Origin of the sequence: Pseudomonas fragi (assembly GCF_025426255.1) — a bacterium.
Classification (GTDB): domain Bacteria; phylum Pseudomonadota; class Gammaproteobacteria; order Pseudomonadales; family Pseudomonadaceae; genus Aquipseudomonas; species Aquipseudomonas kulmbachensis.
The window spans coordinates 1,514,720-1,531,967 of sequence record NZ_CP104861.1; the positions used below are offsets into that span (position 1 = coordinate 1,514,720).

General features: G+C 59.9%; 16 protein-coding genes. 12 read left to right on the forward strand and 4 right to left on the reverse strand.

The window, feature by feature from the left end:
• The first annotated feature begins 177 nt into the window (after positions 1-177).
• The 6 genes from kdpF to N7D90_RS07130 all read left to right on the forward strand — a co-directional run bounded on the left by kdpF (position 178) and on the right by N7D90_RS07130 (position 8,170).
• Complete coding sequence (gene kdpF, locus N7D90_RS07105; protein WP_048358668.1) at positions 178-267, forward strand: K(+)-transporting ATPase subunit F; 90 nt, start codon at positions 178-180, stop codon at positions 265-267.
• A gap of 8 nt (positions 268-275) precedes the next feature.
• Positions 276-1,970, forward strand: a complete 1,695-nt coding sequence (kdpA, locus tag N7D90_RS07110) for a potassium-transporting ATPase subunit KdpA (RefSeq protein ID WP_261741500.1) — start codon at positions 276-278, stop codon at positions 1,968-1,970.
• Between the two features lie 10 nt (positions 1,971-1,980).
• Positions 1,981-4,053: a potassium-transporting ATPase subunit KdpB gene (gene kdpB / locus N7D90_RS07115; protein ID WP_261741501.1), complete on the forward strand. Its 2,073-nt coding sequence runs from the start codon at positions 1,981-1,983 to the stop codon at positions 4,051-4,053.
• A gap of 18 nt (positions 4,054-4,071) precedes the next feature.
• Positions 4,072-4,623: a potassium-transporting ATPase subunit KdpC gene (gene kdpC / locus N7D90_RS07120; RefSeq protein WP_261741502.1), complete on the forward strand. Its 552-nt coding sequence runs from the start codon at positions 4,072-4,074 to the stop codon at positions 4,621-4,623.
• A 142-nt stretch (positions 4,624-4,765) separates the two neighbouring features.
• Positions 4,766-7,432: a sensor histidine kinase gene (locus N7D90_RS07125; protein WP_261741503.1), complete on the forward strand. Its 2,667-nt coding sequence runs from the start codon at positions 4,766-4,768 to the stop codon at positions 7,430-7,432.
• A gap of 36 nt (positions 7,433-7,468) precedes the next feature.
• On the forward strand, positions 7,469-8,170 hold the full coding sequence (locus N7D90_RS07130) for a response regulator (protein ID WP_261741504.1): 702 nt from the start codon (positions 7,469-7,471) through the stop codon (positions 8,168-8,170).
• Here the strand turns inward: N7D90_RS07130 and N7D90_RS07135 are convergent.
• Complete coding sequence (locus N7D90_RS07135) at positions 8,137-9,186, reverse strand: patatin-like phospholipase family protein (RefSeq protein ID WP_261741505.1); 1,050 nt, start codon at positions 9,184-9,186, stop codon at positions 8,137-8,139. The genes N7D90_RS07130 and N7D90_RS07135 overlap by 34 nt on opposite strands.
• A gap of 345 nt (positions 9,187-9,531) precedes the next feature.
• Here N7D90_RS07135 and N7D90_RS07140 point away from each other — a divergent pair, with 345 nt between their 5' ends.
• From N7D90_RS07140 to N7D90_RS07150, 3 genes are all read left to right on the forward strand, one after another.
• Positions 9,532-9,810, forward strand: a complete 279-nt coding sequence (locus tag N7D90_RS07140) for a hypothetical protein (RefSeq protein WP_261741506.1) — start codon at positions 9,532-9,534, stop codon at positions 9,808-9,810.
• A gap of 28 nt (positions 9,811-9,838) precedes the next feature.
• Entirely contained in the window at positions 9,839-10,606 is a 768-nt protein-coding gene (locus N7D90_RS07145) for a CHAD domain-containing protein (RefSeq protein ID WP_261741507.1), read from the forward strand.
• A gap of 77 nt (positions 10,607-10,683) precedes the next feature.
• On the forward strand, positions 10,684-11,481 hold the full coding sequence (locus tag N7D90_RS07150) for an acyl-CoA thioesterase (RefSeq protein ID WP_261741508.1): 798 nt from the start codon (positions 10,684-10,686) through the stop codon (positions 11,479-11,481).
• Here the strand turns inward: N7D90_RS07150 and N7D90_RS07155 are convergent, their stop codons facing one another.
• The 3 genes from N7D90_RS07155 to N7D90_RS07165 all read right to left on the reverse strand — a co-directional run bounded on the left by N7D90_RS07155 (position 11,482) and on the right by N7D90_RS07165 (position 14,426).
• The gene (locus N7D90_RS07155) at positions 11,482-11,739 is read right to left on the reverse strand and encodes a terminase (RefSeq protein WP_261741509.1); all 258 of its coding nucleotides are present in this window, start codon (positions 11,737-11,739) and stop codon (positions 11,482-11,484) included.
• Between the two features lie 113 nt (positions 11,740-11,852).
• Complete coding sequence (locus N7D90_RS07160) at positions 11,853-13,334, reverse strand: methyl-accepting chemotaxis protein (protein ID WP_261741510.1); 1,482 nt, start codon at positions 13,332-13,334, stop codon at positions 11,853-11,855.
• A gap of 276 nt (positions 13,335-13,610) precedes the next feature.
• Entirely contained in the window at positions 13,611-14,426 is an 816-nt protein-coding gene (locus N7D90_RS07165; RefSeq protein WP_261741511.1) for a TatD family hydrolase, read from the reverse strand.
• Positions 14,427-14,664: 238 nt separating this feature from the next.
• On the opposite strand from N7D90_RS07165, the gene N7D90_RS07170 reads away from it, so the two are divergent.
• The 3 genes from N7D90_RS07170 to N7D90_RS07180 all read left to right on the forward strand — a co-directional run bounded on the left by N7D90_RS07170 (position 14,665) and on the right by N7D90_RS07180 (position 17,171).
• On the forward strand, positions 14,665-16,083 hold the full coding sequence (locus N7D90_RS07170) for a transglycosylase SLT domain-containing protein (RefSeq protein WP_261741512.1): 1,419 nt from the start codon (positions 14,665-14,667) through the stop codon (positions 16,081-16,083).
• Between the two features lie 103 nt (positions 16,084-16,186).
• Complete coding sequence (locus tag N7D90_RS07175; RefSeq protein WP_261741513.1) at positions 16,187-16,621, forward strand: DoxX family protein; 435 nt, start codon at positions 16,187-16,189, stop codon at positions 16,619-16,621.
• A 241-nt stretch (positions 16,622-16,862) separates the two neighbouring features.
• Positions 16,863-17,171, forward strand: a complete 309-nt coding sequence (locus N7D90_RS07180; protein WP_261741514.1) for a class I SAM-dependent methyltransferase — start codon at positions 16,863-16,865, stop codon at positions 17,169-17,171.
• The last annotated feature ends 77 nt before the right edge of the window (positions 17,172-17,248 follow it).

Below are 17,248 nucleotides of genomic sequence, written 5' to 3' on the forward strand. Positions count from 1 at the left end.
GGTTTACGACAACAGCGTCGCCGGACGCAGCCTTCGTTCCTTAGGCAGCTGCGGATTCCCCCTCCTGCTTCTTTACGCCTTCTTTACGCCCCCGCATCCCTCTCGATCTCGATCCTTTACGCCCTGATTACCCACACTCTCTCCATACGCGGCAAGTGCCGCTTTGGGAGAGTTGCCATGGGCGTTCTGGATGGAGTGTCGCTGCTGCTGGCAGTGGCGCTGTTCGTTTATCTGCTGGTTGCGCTGTTGCGCGCAGATCGGAACTAGGAGCGGGTATGCACAGTTATGACTATGGGCTGATCCTCGCCTTTTTCGCCTTGGTGCTGCTACCGGCACCCTGGCTGGGGCGCTTTTACTACAAAGTGATGGAAGGCCAGCGTACCTGGCTGAGCCCGGTGTTCGGGCCGGTCGAAAAAGTTTGCTATCGAATTGCCGGGGTAGACCCGGCGACCGAGCAAAGCTGGCAGAAATACACCCTGGCCCTGCTGGCCTTTAACCTGACGGGTTTTGTGCTGTTGTTTGCAATTGTGCTGTTTCAGCAGTACTTGCCGCTTAACCCGCAGCAGTTGCCGGGGCAGGAGTGGACGCAAGCCTTCAACACCGCAGTGAGTTTTGTCACCAATACCAACTGGCAAAGCTACAGCGGTGAAGCGAGCCTGAGCTACTTCAGCCAAATGGCTGGCCTGACCGTGCAGAACTTTGTCAGCGCCGCCACCGGTCTGGCCGTGCTGGTTGCGTTATGCCGCGGTATCAGCCGTCGTTCGGCGCACACCTTGGGCAACTTCTGGGTCGATATGACCCGTGCCACGCTCTACGGCCTGCTGCCGTTGTGTTTGGTACTGGCGCTGTTTCTGGTCTGGCAGGGCGTTCCGCAAACCTTCGCCCATTACGTCAACGCCGTGACCTTGCAAGGCGTGGATCAAGTGATTCCGCTGGGCCCGGCTGCCAGCCAGATTGCGATCAAGCAACTGGGCACCAACGGTGGCGGCTTCTTCGGCGTCAACTCAGCGCACCCGTTCGAGAACCCGAGCGCCTGGAGCAACCTGTTTGAAATGGCCTCGATCATTCTGATCCCGGTGGCGCTGGTGTTCACCTTCGGCCATTACGTCAAGGATCTGCGTCAGAGCCGGGCGATCATTGCCTGCATGCTGGCGCTGTTCCTGATTGGCGGCGGCACCGCGCTGTACGCCGAATATCAACCGAACCCGGCGCTCAACAGCCCGCTGGTTGAACAGACTGCACCGCTGGAAGGCAAGGAAGTGCGCTTCGGCACCACCGGCACAGTGCTCTGGACCGAAACCACGACTTCGGCTTCCAACGGTTCGGTGAACGGGATGCACGACAGCCTCAACCCACTGACCGGGATGGTGGCGCTGGTCAACATGATGGTCGGTGAGGTGATCTTCGGCGGCGTTGGTGCCGGGCTCTACGGCATGTTGCTGAACGTGTTGGTCGCGGTGTTCCTCGCCGGTCTGATGATCGGCCGCACCCCGGAATACCTCGGTAAAAAGCTCCAGGCCAAGGAAGTCCAGTTGCTGGTGGTGACCCTGCTGGTGATGCCAGTGGGCGTGCTGGTGCTGGGTTCGATTGCCGCCGTGCTGCCCAGTGCCGCGGCCTCGGTGAGCAACCCCGGCCCGCACGGTTTCAGTCAGGTGCTGTACGCCTTCACCTCGGCCAGTGCCAACAACGGCTCAGCCTTTGCCGGGCTCAACGCCAACACGCCGTTCTACAACCTGATGTTGGGCCTGGGCATGTTGATCGGGCGTTTCGGCTACATCCTGCCAGTGCTGGCTCTGGCGGGCAGCCTGGCGCTGAAGAAAACCGCACCGATTGGCCAGGACAGTTTTCCGACCCACGGCCCGCTGTTTGTCGCGCTGTTGACCGTAACCATTTTGCTGGTGGGCGGCCTGACCTTCTTGCCGACATTGGCCCTGGGCCCCATCGCCGAACAACTGACACTGGGCTTCTGAGGAGACGATGATGACTATGCCTGCTCCTGTTTCAAAGTTGACGCCAACGCCTGAAGCCAAGGCGCCCGAGTCGCCGAAAACCTCGTTTGCCGATATTTGGCGCCCGGCGCTGCTGCAAGCTTTCGTCAAGCTAGACCCGCGTCAGCTCAAGCGTTCGCCGGTGATGCTGGTGGTCGAGCTGACCGCGATTTTTACCACTGTGCTGTGCTTTATTCCCGAGCCCGCGGTACCCACTGGGGTAGCGGTGCAAATCGCCCTGTGGTTGTGGTTTACCGTGTTATTCGCCAACTTTGCTGAAGCCCTGGCCGAGGGCCGAGGCAAAGCTCGGGCCGACAGCCTCAAGGCGGGCAGCGTGGGCCTGAGTGCGCGTCGGCGCACCGCTACGGGTGGCTTTGAAGTCGTACCGGCCACCCGTTTGCGCAAGGGTGATGTGGTGCGCGTCGAGGCGGGGGAGATGATCCCCGGCGACGGCGAGGTGATTGAAGGGATTGCCGCGGTCAACGAAGCGGCGATTACCGGTGAATCCGCGCCGGTGATCCGCGAGTCGGGCGGTGATCGCTCGGCGGTGACCGGCAACACGCGCCTGGTGAGTGACTGGCTGCTGGTGCAAATCAGTGCCAACCCCGGCGAGTCGACCCTGGACCGCATGATCGCCTTGGTCGAAGGCGCCAAACGCCAGAAAACACCCAACGAAGTGGCGCTGGATATCCTGTTGATTGGCTTGACCCTGATCTTTTTGATCGTGGTCGTGACCTTGCAGCCTTTTGCCTACTTCGCCGGTGGCAGCTTGCCGTTGGTGTTTTTGGTGGCGCTGCTGGTGACGTTGATCCCGACCACCATTGGCGGCTTGCTGTCGGCCATCGGTATTGCCGGGATGGACCGTCTGGTGCGCCTCAACGTGATCGCCAAATCCGGACGTGCGGTGGAGGCGGCCGGTGATGTACATGTGCTGATGCTCGACAAGACCGGCACCATCACTTTTGGTAACCGTCGCTGCACGGCGCTGTATGCAACCACTGGTGTGACTGCCAAAGAGCTGGCCGAAGGCGCACTGCGCGCCTCGCTGGCGGACGAGACGGCTGAAGGCAAGTCCATCGTTGAGTTTATTCGCGGCCAGCACAGCCTGCCCGAGTTGCCAGTGTCTGACTTTACAGCGGTGCCGTTTACCGCTGAAACGCGCCTGTCGGGTATCGACTACGACGGCCGGGTGTACCGCAAGGGCGCTGTGGATTCGGTGTTGGCGTTTGTTGGCCTTACACGTGGCGAACTGCTGCCTGCCTTGTCGCGAGAAATCGACAAGATCGCCCAGAGCGGCGGCACCCCGTTGCTGGTGTGTGCCCAGGGCAAATTGTTAGGCGCGATCCACCTCAAGGACGTTGTTAAACCGGGGATTCGCGAGCGCTTTGCCGAGTTGCGCAAGCTGGGGATTCGCACCGTGATGGTGACTGGCGACAACCCGCTGACCGCCGCCGCAATTGCTGCAGAAGCGGGTGTGGATGACGTGCTGGCCGAAGCCACGCCGGAGAAAAAACTGGCGCGTATTCGTCATGAGCAAAATGACGGGCGACTGGTTGCCATGTGCGGCGATGGCGCCAACGACGCCCCGGCACTGGCCCAGGCTGACGTCGGCATGGCGATGAACGACGGCACCCAAGCGGCACGCGAAGCGGCGAATATGGTCGACCTCGACAGCGATCCGACCAAGCTGCTGGACGTGGTGCAAATCGGCAAAGAGCTGCTGGTGACCCGGGGTGCATTGACCACCTTCTCGATTGCCAACGACGTGGCCAAGTACTTTGCTGTTCTGCCAGCGCTGTTTGCTTCGATCTACCCGCAGTTGGGCGTGCTGAACGTGATGCGCCTGAGCAGCCCGCAGAGTGCGATTTTGTCGGCCATCGTGTTTAACGCGCTGATTATCGTGGTGCTGATTCCGTTGGCGCTGCGCGGGGTACGGGTACAGGCGGCGAGTGCCGCGCACCTGCTGCGTCGCAATCTGCTGATCTATGGCGTGGGTGGGCTGGTGGTGCCGTTTGTGGGGATCAAACTGATCGACATGCTGCTCACCGCGTTGCATCTGGTTTAAGCATTGGAGGGTTACACCATGACTACTTTTCTACGTCCGGCCCTGAGCCTGATGCTATTGATGACCGCCATTACCGGCGTGATCTACCCGCTGACCGTGACCGGGATTGCGCAACTGGCCTTCCCTGAACAGGCCAACGGCAGCCTGGTGCGCGACAGCACTGGCAAGGTACTGGGTTCGGCGCTGATCGCGCAGGACTTCAGTGGCGACAGCTGGTTTCATCCACGGCCCTCTGCGGGGGCGTTTGCCACGGTAGCCAGTTCGGCGAGTAACCTGGCGCCGAGCAACCCGGCGCTGGCTGCACGGGTCAAGGATAGCGCCGCCCAGCTCGCGGTGCCCGATCAGGGCCCAGTGCCCCTGGCGCTGCTGACCACCTCGGGCAGCGGGTTGGACCCGCACTTGCCACCAGAGGCAATACGCTATCAACTGGTGCGCGTAGCCGCAGCCCGTAACTTGCCGGTGCAGACCGTCGAACAACTGGTGGAAAAACATATCGAGCAGCCGTTGGTGGGGCCACCGGTGGTTAACGTGTTGCTGTTGAACCAGGCATTGGCGCAGCTTAACAACTGACTTCAAGCTTGACCTTGATCTTGTGGGAGCGAGCTTGCTCGCGATGCAGGCCGCGCGGTGAATCAGAGTGACCGCGTAGCTACCATCGCGAGCAAGCCCGCTCCCACAGGTCATGCCTCCCCCTGATTTACAGGAAAATCACATGAGTCATTCCGTGCGCGCCGATGCGCTGTTAGCTGATTTGCCACGCGCAGGCCGTGGTCGGCTTAAAGTGTTCCTTGGCGCGGCACCCGGTGTGGGCAAAACCTACGCCATGCTGCAAGCCGCCCACACCCAACTGCGTCAGGGTGTGGAGGTATTGGCGGGGGTGGTTGAAACCCATGGCCGGGCGGAGACCGAAGCGCTGCTCAACGGTTTGCCCCAGCAACCAATGTTGCGCTCGGAATATCGCGGCGTGCAGCTCGAAGAAATGGACCTCGACGGTTTGCTCGCGGCCAAACCCACGCTGGTACTGGTCGATGAGCTGGCCCACAGCAACGCTCCCGGTAGCCGGCATGCCAAGCGCTGGCAGGATGTGCAGGAACTGCTTGCCGCCGGAATCGACGTGTACACCACGGTCAACGTTCAGCATCTGGAGAGCCTTAACGATCAGGTGCGCGGTATTACCGGTGTGCAAGTGCGTGAAACCCTGCCGGACTGGATCGTGCAGGAAGCCTACGAGCTGTTGCTGATCGACCTGCCGCCCCGTGAACTGCTGGAGCGTCTGCGCGAGGGCAAGGTGTATGTGCCGGAGCAGGCGCGGGCGGCGATCGATGCGTTTTTCAGCCAGACCAACCTCAACGCCCTGCGCGAATTGGCCATGCAGACGGCGGCGGTGTATGTCGACGATGAACTGGACAAAGGCTACCGCCAGCAGGGGCAATCGGCGCCTGCACTGCGGGGCCGCTTGCTGGTGGGGATCGATGGCGATGTGCATGCCGAGCGCCTGGTGCGTCACGCCAGCCGGGTCGCGGAGCGTCGGCATTTACCCTGGAGCCTGGTGCATGTCGATAACGGCACGGTGCGCGATGAGCAATCGCGCTTGCGCCTGCAGAGTGCTCAGCAATTGGCTGAGCGCCTTGGCGGCGAAGTGGTGTTGCTGCGTGCCGGTGAAGTGGCCAAAACCCTGATCCAGCACGCCAGCGAACGTCGTGCCAGCTTGCTGCTGGTCGGCCAGTCACGGTTGACCTGGCGCCGCCGCGTGTTCGGTGGCGGGCTGGCAGCGCGCTTGTTGCGCGATGCCCACGGTCTGGAAATCAACGTGCTCGACAACGAGCAATCCCCCACGCCAACCAGCAGTCGCAGTGAAATCAGGCTGGTGTGGTTTGACTATGGCCTGGCGCTGATTGCCACGGTACTGGCCAGTGCCCTGGCGTGGGGGGTGTCCAGCGTGCTGGCGCTGCCCAATATCTCGCTGGTGTTTCTGGCGGCGGTGCTGCTGGTCGCGGTTCGCAGCAGCCTGGGGCCATCGCTGGCCTGTGCGGCGATGTCGTTTTTGGCCTATGACTTCCTGTTTATTCCGCCCAATTTCTCGTTCAGCATTCAGCGCGAAGAAGATGTGCTGACGTTGGTGTTCTTTCTGCTGATGGCGGCGCTGACCGGTAATCTGGCGGCTCGCCAGCGTCGGCAGTTGCAGGCTCTGCGCGACACCCAGCATGAAACCACCGAGCTGCTCGATCTGTCGCGCAAGCTCACTGCCGCCACCGACCGCAAAGCCGTGGTCAATGCTGCCGGGCAACATTTGAGCGGCTGGAAAGAGCTTGATGTGTGCCTGCTCAATCGTAATGACGCGGGTGGCTGGGACGTCGAAACGGGTGGCCCATTACAGTTTTCCGAAGCCGAGCGCGCTGCTGCGGACTGGGCTTGGGCCCATGACCAGCCTGCGGGCAAGGGCACCGGCACGTTGCCGATGGGGCGTTGGTGGTGGTGGCCGATAAGCGCCGAGGAGGGGCCGCTGGCCTTGCTCGGCGTATGCCCGAAACAGGGGCAGCAGCTTGTCGGTCAGCGTCGGCGCTTGCTTATGGCGTTGAGCCAGCCCCTGGCTCAGGCATTGGCCCGTGCGCGTTTGGTCCAGGACCTTGAAGCTGCGCGCCTGCATGGCGAAACCGAGCAGTTGCGCAGTGCGCTGCTGGCGTCAGTGTCCCATGACCTGCGGACCCCGTTGACCACCATGCGCGGCAGTATCGACACCTTGCTGGCGTTGGGCGAGGCGATCCCATTGGCTGACCGGCGCGATTTGCTTGAAGGCACCCGCGATGAGGCCGAGCGTCTGGATCGTTATATCCAGAACCTTTTAGACATGACCCGGCTAGGCCACGGCGCATTGAAGCTGGCCCGCGACTGGGTATCGCCGGCCGACATTGCGGGCAGCGCCTTGAACCGTCTGCGGGCAGTGCTGGCGCCCTTGCAGGTGGCTGTGGATGTGCCTGCGCAATTGCCGCTGCTGCACGTGCACGGCGCATTAATTGAGCAGGCGCTGGTCAATGTGTTGGAAAACGCCGCGCGTTTTTCACCACCTCATGGCCAATTGCAACTGTCGGCCGGGGCGGACGAGGGGGAACTGTGGTTTGCCGTCAGTGACCAAGGGCCGGGCATCCCCGAAGAAGATCGGGCGCGAATTTTCGACATGTTCTACACCGCTGCCCGAGGCGATAGAGGCGGACAGGGCACGGGATTGGGGCTGGCAATCTGTCTGGGCATGGTGGGTGCCCATGGTGGGCGGATCACTGTTGGCGAGGGCATTGGCGGGCAGGGCACATGCATCACCTTGTACCTGCCGTTACGCGATCAGCCCGACCTGGACAATGAAGGGCCGGACGGTGAACAGTGATAATCTTTGGCCATCACTTTGCTGCGAAAAGATGCCATGAGCCAGAGCGCGACCATTTTGGTCATCGACGACGAGCCGCAGATCCGTAAGTTCTTGCGGATCAGCCTGGTATCCCAGGGTTACACCGTGCTGGAAGCCGCGACCGGTGCCGAAGGCTTGAGCCAGGCGGCGCTTAAGCGCCCCGATGTGCTGGTGCTGGATCTGGGCTTGCCGGACATGGACGGGCAACAGGTGCTGCGTGAATTTCGCGAATGGTCCAGCGTGCCGGTGCTGGTGCTCTCGGTACGCGCCAGCGAAGCGCAAAAAGTCCAGGCGCTGGACGGCGGGGCCAACGACTACGTGACAAAACCCTTCGGGATTCAGGAATTTCTGGCGCGGATTCGGGCGTTGCTGCGTCAGGCTCCTGCCGGGGAGGCACAGGAGTCGGCTCTGGAGCTTGGCCCGTTGATCGTGGACCTGGCCTTTCGCCGGGTGTTGCTCGATGGCGTCGAGGTGGCACTGACTCGCAAGGAGTATGCGGTGCTGGCGCAATTGGCGCGCCATCCCGGGCGCGTCGTCACGCAGCAGCAATTGCTCAAGGATATCTGGGGGCCGACCCATATCGAGAACAGCCATTACTTGCGGATCGTCGTTGCGCATTTGCGTCAGAAGCTGGCGGATGACCCGACCCGGCCCCGGTTTATCGCCACCGAAGCCGGGGTCGGTTATCGGTTGTTGGAGCCGTCTTCGCTTTCGTAGCGGTCCAAGGTGTCTTTGGCAATCTGGCGCCCAAGAGCGATCAGCTCTGGGGCTTTATAAAACTCGAAAAATCGGCACACGCGCTTGGGTACGTTGATCAGGATGTCGGGCGGGTAACCGGCAATCTTGTATTGCGCCAATGAGGTTTGCATCACCTCGAAACTCTGGTTGATCAAGTCCAGCAGTGAGGCCGGGCCGACGTTGTCGATGATAAATGAGCCGGTCGCGGACTTGGGCGAACCTTCCCCAGTGGGCTTTCGCGCCGGTTGGGTTGATTCAAGCCAGGGGTTGGTCGGCTCCTGTTCCAGGGGCTCGCTCAACGGATTGAGCAGTTCCTGCTCCAGGTTGAGCAGTTGCTCGGCGTGTTTGTTGCGAAACGGTATGTGCGAGCCCAGCGAGCTCATCAGGTTGTCAAAGCGCCCTTTAAAGGCCGCAGGCCGCTGGATGACGGGCAGTTGGTAGTTGCTCTGGTTGGTTGAGTTGAGGTTGACCGCAACGATCAGGTCGCAATGGCTGGAGACCACCGGCACGATAGGCAAAGGGTTCAGCAGGCCGCCATCGACCAGCATGCGGTTGCCTTGCATCACTGGGGTGAAGAGGCTGGGAATGGCCGCCGAGGCGCGCATGGCCTGGTGCAGGCAGCCTTCCTGAAACCAGATTTCCTGCTGATGGGTAAGGTCGGTGGCCACGGCGGTGTACGGAATGCGCAGGTCTTCGATATTGATTTCGCCGACGATATTGCGGATTTGGCCGAAGACTTTCTCGCCGCGAATCGCGCCCAGCCGAAAGCTGACGTCCACCAGGCGCAGTACATCGAGATAGTCCAGGCTTTGAATCCAGTCGCGATACAGATCAAGCTTGCCGGCAGCGTAAATCCCGCCCACCACGGCGCCCATGGAGCAACCGGCGATACAGGCGATGTCATAGCCGCGGCTTTCAAGCTCTTCAATCACGCCAATATGGGCATAGCCCCGGGCGCCACCGGAGCCCAATACCAATGCAATACGTTTTTTCATGAACCGAACCTTCGCACTGACAAGTGCCCACAATGCCTTTTTGTGAGGCTCAGTGACAGCTTTGAGGATGAACTCGTATCCTCAAGCTAGGCTAGGTACGTAATGTTGTTCTTTTAAATTGGTGGGAGCGAGCCTGCTCGCCAAGGTCGTCAGCGATACCGCGTGCTTATTGGTTAACTGCGGTGTCTTGATGCCTTCGCGAGCAGGCTCGCTCCCACACACCACTCGATCGATAGAACAGCAATGAGACAAGGTGAAAGGTTTTTTTGATCTTTGCGTTGTGGCACTTTTATGCGGGTTGCTCGTCTGAGACTGCACTGAACTTTAATTTCCGAGGGAAACACCATGAAAGCATGGATTTGTGTGCCGTTGATTGCGCTGGCGTTGGCAGGTTGCGCGGGAACTAAAGCTTACCGCGACACGTGCGCAACGAATCTGGACGCGGCCTGGCATGAGCTGGATCTGGCCAAGGCTGAAGGCTTTGCAGGTACTGTCAGCTACTCCAAGGCTTTGTCCTTGCTGACCGCAGCTAAAACTCAGCAGCAATTTGAAGCGTTTGAGGGCTGTACGATTAAATCCCAGAAAGCACGTTTCTATATTCGTGAGTCCCGCGCCGGGCGTTGAGCCGTATCGGCAATGAAGGAGGGTAAGGATGTCTGAGCTGGTTGACCGGATAGTTGTAAACATTGTGCGTCTGGAGGTCAGGTTGCTGGCCTGCCAGGCGCGTCTGGCGGCCGACACGGACCCGGAGGCCCTGCATGACCTGCGCACCACAGTGCGCCGTTTGCGCAGCCTGTTGCGGCCACTGCGTGGTTTGCCGGGCGTGGTGCAGCTGGAGATGTCAGCTTCCCAAGTGGGCGCCCTGACTACGCCCTTGCGCGACCTTGAAGTGCTGGCGGCGCATTTGCAGGAGCAAGGCTATCCGATGCAGGCACAAAGGCGTGTGGATCAGTTGTCTGGCAGTTATGCCCTGGTGGCCGACAGTGAACAGTTGGCGCAACTGCTGATGATCCTCGACGTGTTCCCGCGTTTTCTGCGTGCCGCACAACGTGAAGGCATGCTGCGCGGTTTGCGCCAGCGGATCGAAAAGGTGCTGAAAAAGCAGTGGCAAACCCTGGAAAAAGCCCTCAATGATCCGGGTCACGACCGCCATCGCGTCAGGCTGCTGATCAAGCGTGTGCGCTACGCGGCTGAGGCCTATCCTGAGCTGGACCAATTGCCGCCGCTGGTTTTGGCCCGCCTTAAAGTTGCACAAAAGGCGCTGGGTGAATGGCACGATGCTTGGCAATGGCTGCTGCAGGCCGGGCAACAGGCCGATTTACAACCCTGTGTGGCGAAATGGCAGGCCACCCTGGAACACGGAGAAAAACGGGCTGACAAGGCGCTGATAAAATTGACTGCAGCGTGCTTTCACTCCTGATGTTTGGCTGATACAGCACTGTTCACAGTCAGGTGGATGGGTAGTATTCCGTCATATTTTTCTGTTTTGAGGTGCTCATGCAGTTTTCCGAATTGGTTGCGGCGGTACGTAAGACGCCACTGGACGTGACAATCCCGGCAGACTGGGGCCAGGGACGTGCCAGCTTCGGTGGCTTGGTGGTGGCCTTGCAGTACGAGGCCATGCGCGCCCAAATCTCTGTAGAGCGTGCGCTACGTTCGCTGGCGGTGAGTTTTGTCGGTCCGGTGGCAGCGGATGTGCCGATCCGATTTGAAGTCGAGGTGCTACGCGAGGGCAAGGCCGTCAGCCAGGTATTGGGCCGCGCTATACAGGATGGTCAAGTGGTGACCTTGGTACAAGGCAGTTTTGGCGCGGCACGGGAGTCAGCAGTGAGCGTCGACAGCGTACCCGCCCCTGAGATGAAAGCCCCGGCAGAGTGCCCGTTGTTGCCCTACATCAAGGGCGTTACCCCTGAATTCATGCGGCATATGTCCATGGCCTGGGCTGTCGGTGCTCTGCCTTTCACCGGTCGCGGAACGCGAGAAATGGGCGGTTGGGTACGTCTAGCCGGTGAGGTCCCGGACGAACCCCTGACTGAAACCCATTTGCTGGCACTGGTCGATACCTGGCCACCTGCTCTGCTGCCGCTGCTGAACAAGCCGACTGCAGGCAGCACGCTGACCTGGACCATCGAGTTCGTGCAGCCGCTGCCCACGGCCAGCACCCTGGAGTGGTGCAAATACCTGGCCGTCATCGAACATGCCCGTGACGGTTACGGCCACGTGGCGGCCAATCTGTGGGCTCCTAGTGGTGAGCTTATTGCGATCAGCCGCCAGACAGTGGCCGTGTTTGGTTGATCAGAACTTTTCGCTGTTGCGCGGCGCGGCTTCGAGCTTGCGGCCCTGGTGTTGCAGAGCCAGCGCCGCAAACAAGGCAACCAGGCCGATCACTGCGCTCGTTGCGTTCTCACTGAACACCCCCGAAACCAGCAGTAGAAAGGCTATCACCAGCATCGGCATGGCGATCAGATTGATCGCCTGATGCGTGGTGCTCTGATGGCTCTGTGGGTTGGAGCGCCATTGCCAGGCCGGTATGTTTGGATGACGTTTGCCCATGATTGCTCTCCTTGTTCGAGGGCTCAGCCTTGGCTGAACCGGATAAACAAAGGATAGAGCTGCGAGTCGCGTGCGGCGAATCAACAATGGCTATTGGCCTTATAGCTGAATGCCTATAGCTTTAATTGACCAATGGCCCGGTTCAATTCACCGGCCAGTGTTGCCAGTTGATTGCTGGTAGTGGCCGAATCAACCGTCTGTTGCACGGTGTTTTCGGTGACATCGCGGATGCTCACCACCGCCCGGTTCATCTCTTCCGCGACTTGGCTTTGCTGTTCGGCAGCTACGGCAATCTGGGTGTTGCTTTCGCGCATTTGTGCCACTGCGTGGGTGATCTCGGCCAGTGCCGCACCTGCTTCCTGGGCCTGCTGTACGCAGTCGTCGGCCTTGAATGAGCTTTCCTGCATAAAGTCCACGGCGTCGCGGGTGCCCGCCTGCAAGGCCGAGACCATCGTGGTGATTTCGTCGGTGGAGGTTTGCACCCGCTTGGCCAGGTTCCGCACTTCATCGGCGACTACGGCAAAGCCACGGCCCATCTCGCCTGCGCGAGCGGCCTCAATCGCTGCGTTCAATGCCAGCAGGTTGGTCTGTTCGGCGATGCTGTGGATCACACTGACCACGCTGTTGATCTTTTGGCTGTCCTGCGCCAGTTGTTGAATCATCTCGGCGGTAGTTTGCACCCCGGTCGACAGGCTGGCGATGGATTGCTGGACCCGGCTGACTACTTTCTGCCCGCTGCCGGCCAGGTCATCTGCGGTTTGTGACAGGTCGCGGGTGGCGCCAGCGTGTTGCGCAATGTGGTAGACCGTGGCCGACATCTCATTGATTGCGGTGGCGGCCTGGTCGGTCTCGCTTTGCTGGCCGAGCATGCCGTGGCGCACCTCATCCATGCTGCTGGCCAGGCGCGCGGCACCAGCGTCCAGTTGCGCGGCGGTCTCGGCTACGGTGTTGACTACCCGCTGATAGCCAGCCTGCATGGCGTTAAAGGCACTGGCCATTTGTCCGACTTCATCGGTACAGGCCAAAGGCACCCTGGCTGACAGGTCGCCGGTTTTCTCGACATGCAGCATCACGTCCTTGAGCGTATTGAGCTGGCTGAGGAGGAAGCGGATCAGCAACTGCGAGGCGCACAGCATGGCCAACATCAGGATCAGCACCGCAGCCGCATAGTTGGGCAGCCGCTCGACAAACACTTGCGCCAGGCTTGGCGTATACGCCAGAACCGCGATTTTTTGTCCGTCGTCGCGGGTCAGCACATCGGCGCCCAACAACAGGTCGCGACCCAGCAGCGGCATGGAGTTGATCGAAACCCAGCCGTGGGCGTTGTTTAGCTGAGGCAGGGGTTGCTGGTTGATGTTGGGGGTTTGTCCCGGTTCAAGGCGCAACAAGTGCTTGGCCTCAGGCAAAGCCTGCCCGGCGGGCCAAGCTCTGAGCAGTTGCGCCTGGTCCTGGGCGTTGACCTGCGCGGCGTGACTGCGCGATTGCTGCTCGAGCTGCACGGCGTACAGCACCAGCAGCAACGTGGTGACAAAGGCCACCGCGTTGACGGCCCAGAATTTGTATTTAAGCGAGATGTTGCTAAGCCAGGTACCCATGGGAGGTCTTCTCTGATTTGGCGCAAACAATATTGGCAAGGTGCCATCATTGTGCCGCTATTCAGTGACGATCTTGTTGATGTGGGTCAAGGATGCAAAAAATACGCTGAGATCTCCGTAGCAGCTGCCGAAGGAACGAGGCTGCGTTCGAGCGCGCAGCGCTCGCGAAATCAGACCCTGCGGTGTGCAAGTCACACCCAGCTCTCTGGGTTTACGACTGCTACGCAGCCGAACGCAGCCTCGTTCCTGCGGCAGCTGCTACGTGATATTTGGTTGCTACGCAATATTGGCCAGTACCGGCAACCCATAAAACGCCCGCGCGCAGGCGGTAGTGTGGGCGGCCAGGTCCTGCTCGCTTTCGCTTCGATGTACCGCCACTTCACGCAGTACGTCGGTCAGGTAGGCCGGCTCGTTGCGACCATTTTTCGGTTTGGGCCGCAGGGTACGCGGCAGCAGGTAGGGCGCGTCGCTTTCGAGCATCAGGCGCCCGCGTGGGATGTCACGCACCAGCGGATGCAAGTGGGTGCCACGACGCTCGTCGCAAATCCAGCCGGTAATGCCGATGTGCAGGTCCTGATCGAGGTAGCTGAACAGCGCCTTTTTTTCGCCGGTAAAGCAATGCACAACTGCCGCTGGCAAGCGGTCGCGGAAGTCACGAAGGATTTCCAGCAGACGCTGGCTGGCGTCGCGCTCATGCAGAAAAACCGGCAATTGCAGGTCCACCGCCATCGCCAGGTGTTCTTCCAGTACTTTCTCTTGCTGGGCCCGGGGCGAGAAGTCGCGGTTGAAATCCAGGCCGCACTCACCGACGGCGCATACACCAGGTTCCTTGAGCAAGGCGAGCAACTGCCGGGCGCTGTCGCCGTTCCAGTCACTGGCCGAGTGCGGGTGAATACCTGCGGTGGAGAACAGCCGCTGGCCGCTTTCATCCAGCTCGCGGCACAGTTGCAAGGCCAGTTCACTGCCGTCAACGCTGGTGCCGGTGAGGACCAATTGGCAAACCCCGGCCGCGTACGCACGGTCCAGCACGGCCTGGTGTTTGCCGTCGAAGCTTGGGTTAGTCAGGTTGACGCCGATATCGATGAGTTGCATGGTGCTACCTCAGGCCACAGGCCGCGAAGCATATCAGAGCTGTAGATTTAATAAGAAAAACCAAGAACTACAGACAGTTATGGTTGTCTTTGAATGCCGCAACAACGCAATGCCCGGTTTTCCACAGGACGCATTGACTGTTTTGCGCGCTGATTCCAGCGCTTAAAAGCCCCAAAAGGGGCAACCGGTTGTCGGGTAATCCGACAGGGTGCTGGGCTGTATTCTTTCCGGAGAACGGATGACAAGACCGACGCTATTGATTGCGCTGTGCCTGATGCTACTGCCACTCCCGGCACTGGCACGCCTGGCTGGACCGTTACAGGTCGGGCAGCCGAGTCAGGTCCGCGATCTGGCGCAAATCCGCAGCAGTCAGGTACTGCGAGTACTGGTCAACCAGAGCCGCAACAGTTCGGGCGAGGTCCAGGGCCAGTCCATTGGCGTCGAGTACCATCGATTGCGTGCATTTGAGCATTACCTCAACAGCCACGCCCGCGATGGTCAGGAAATCACCCTCAAGATCATTCCCAAAGCCAAGGACCAGTTGCTTGGCGCCTTGTCGCGGGGTGAAGGCGATGTGGTTGCTCCGGGAGAGTTGATCGACTTCATGCCCAGCCATGCCATCAGCGCCAGTGACCCGATCATCGACCATGTCCCGTTGCTGCTGGTAGGGGTTAAAGGCGAGCGCCGCTTTACCCGTTTTGAGCAGCTATCGGGGCGTACCGTGGCACTGACCACAGGCAGTGCGGCCGGTGCGTCGGTCAACTTGATCAATCAAAAACTGGCCCTGCGCAAATTGCCGCCAGTCAAAATCGAATGGGTGGACCCGACGCTGGCGGTGGAAGACGTGCTGGAGATGGTTCAGGCCGGGATTTTCCATCTGACAATTGTTGAACAGCCGATTGCCGAGCGCTGGGCCACGTTGATGCCCAAGCTGCGTTTTGACCGCAAGGTGCTGGTCAGTGCACCCGATGCGATGCATTGGTATGTGCGCCGCGATGCCTCGATGCTGCGCGCCAGTATTGATCGCTTTCTGGCCGGTTATAAGGCACCGGCCGACCAGGATGTGGCCTTTGAACGGGTATACCGACGTTTGTATCGGGTGCATTACCCCTTGGCCCGTGCCGACCGCCAAAAGCTTGAAAAATTGCGCCCTGTGTTGCAAAAACATGCCCGGCAACAGGGCATGGACTGGCTCAATCTGGCAGCGCTGGCGTTCAAGGAGTCTACCCTCGACCCAGACGCCAAGGGCTCTGGTGGGGCGACCGGGTTGTTGCAGATCACGCCTTCGGCGGCACAGCGGGTGGGGGTCAGCAATATTCAGAACGTGGATAACAATGTGCAGGCCGGGGCCAAGTACCTGGCGTTGATCCGTCGCAAGTTCTTTGCCAGCCCCAAACTCAACGAGCGTGAGCGCATGGCCTTTGTGCTGGCGGCCTACAACATGGGCCCTGAGCGGGTCCAGAGCATGCGTGCGGAGGCCAAACGGCGTGGCCTGAACCCCAATCAATGGTTCTTTCAAGTGGAACGTATTGCCATGGAACAGGTGGGAATGGGTGCCGTCAGCTATGTTAATAGCGTGAATAAATACTATTTGGCCTTTGACCGGGAGCGCGATTCGCTGGAACCCACAAAAGCTGAACTGGTAACACGCAAATAATCTAATAAATTGATCGTTATTACGGACTTATTAGGCTATTAACATTATAAAAACTGATTAGTATGGCGTGCATTCCCCAACTGATTACCTAAAGGATTTCACCATGAGCAAATTGATCCATACCGTTTTGGGCTCACGCGCAGGTTATGGCTTGACGGTTCTGCGCATTTTTGTAGGCATCATCTTTGCTGCCCACGGTTCGCAAAAGCTTTTTGGATGGTTTGGCGGTGGTGGTCTGGCCGGTACGGCGCAATGGATGGAAAGCATTGGGTTGGCGCCGGGTACGCTGATGGCGGCAATGGCGGGCGGGACCGAGTTTCTGGGGGGGCTGGCATTGATCGTAGGTCTACTGGCCCGACCTGCGGCATTGGGCTTGTCTTTTACGTTGCTGGTGGCGATCTTTTCAGTGCACATCCATAACGGTCTGTTTATGGCCAACAACGGCTATGAGTTTGCTCTGGCTCTGCTGGGTGGCACCGTGGCGGTATTGTTCGAAGGCGCGGGCAAGTTGTCGCTTGATCGTGCGATTGCCGACTAAAGTGCCGTGTTCTCGAAGAGGCCCGCCCGAGCGGGCCTTTTTCGTTTTAGATGACTGTTGACAGTTGTAAGCAGGTTTATCTAGGATGTTTCTTGCGCCGATTTAAACAGCTACTTGCGGGGCGCCAGAGGGTCGCAAGACCGTCTAAGAGGTTTGAAGCAAACCTCGAAATACCGCTAAAGCGCTGGTTCGGTGTTGCCTCTCACCTGCCACGCAGAATCTTGAGGCGGAGAACCGACACATGAGTCACCCACGTCCCCTGGTACGTCTTGCACCGCTTGCGGCCAGCCCGGCCCTGCGCAATCCAAAAATCCTTCTCGGCGGTAAACACCAGCCAACGCTGTTGCGCTACCTCGACGGCTGGCCACGACGCAAAGGCCGGGCTACGGCATTCTTGATCCAGTTTGTGGAAGCAGGTGATCAGTTGGCGCGATTTGCCGCTGACAGCTTTGATCTGGCAGTGGTCCAGTCCCCCAGCGCCGAAGATGCCGCACAGGTGATTCACAACCTGACCCGCGTGAGCCGTCAGGGGCTGATTACCCTGCGTTGAGATATTAGATCCGTAGCAGCTGCCGAAGGAACGAGGCTGCGTTCGGCGGCGCAGCCGTCGTAAACCCGGTAATCACC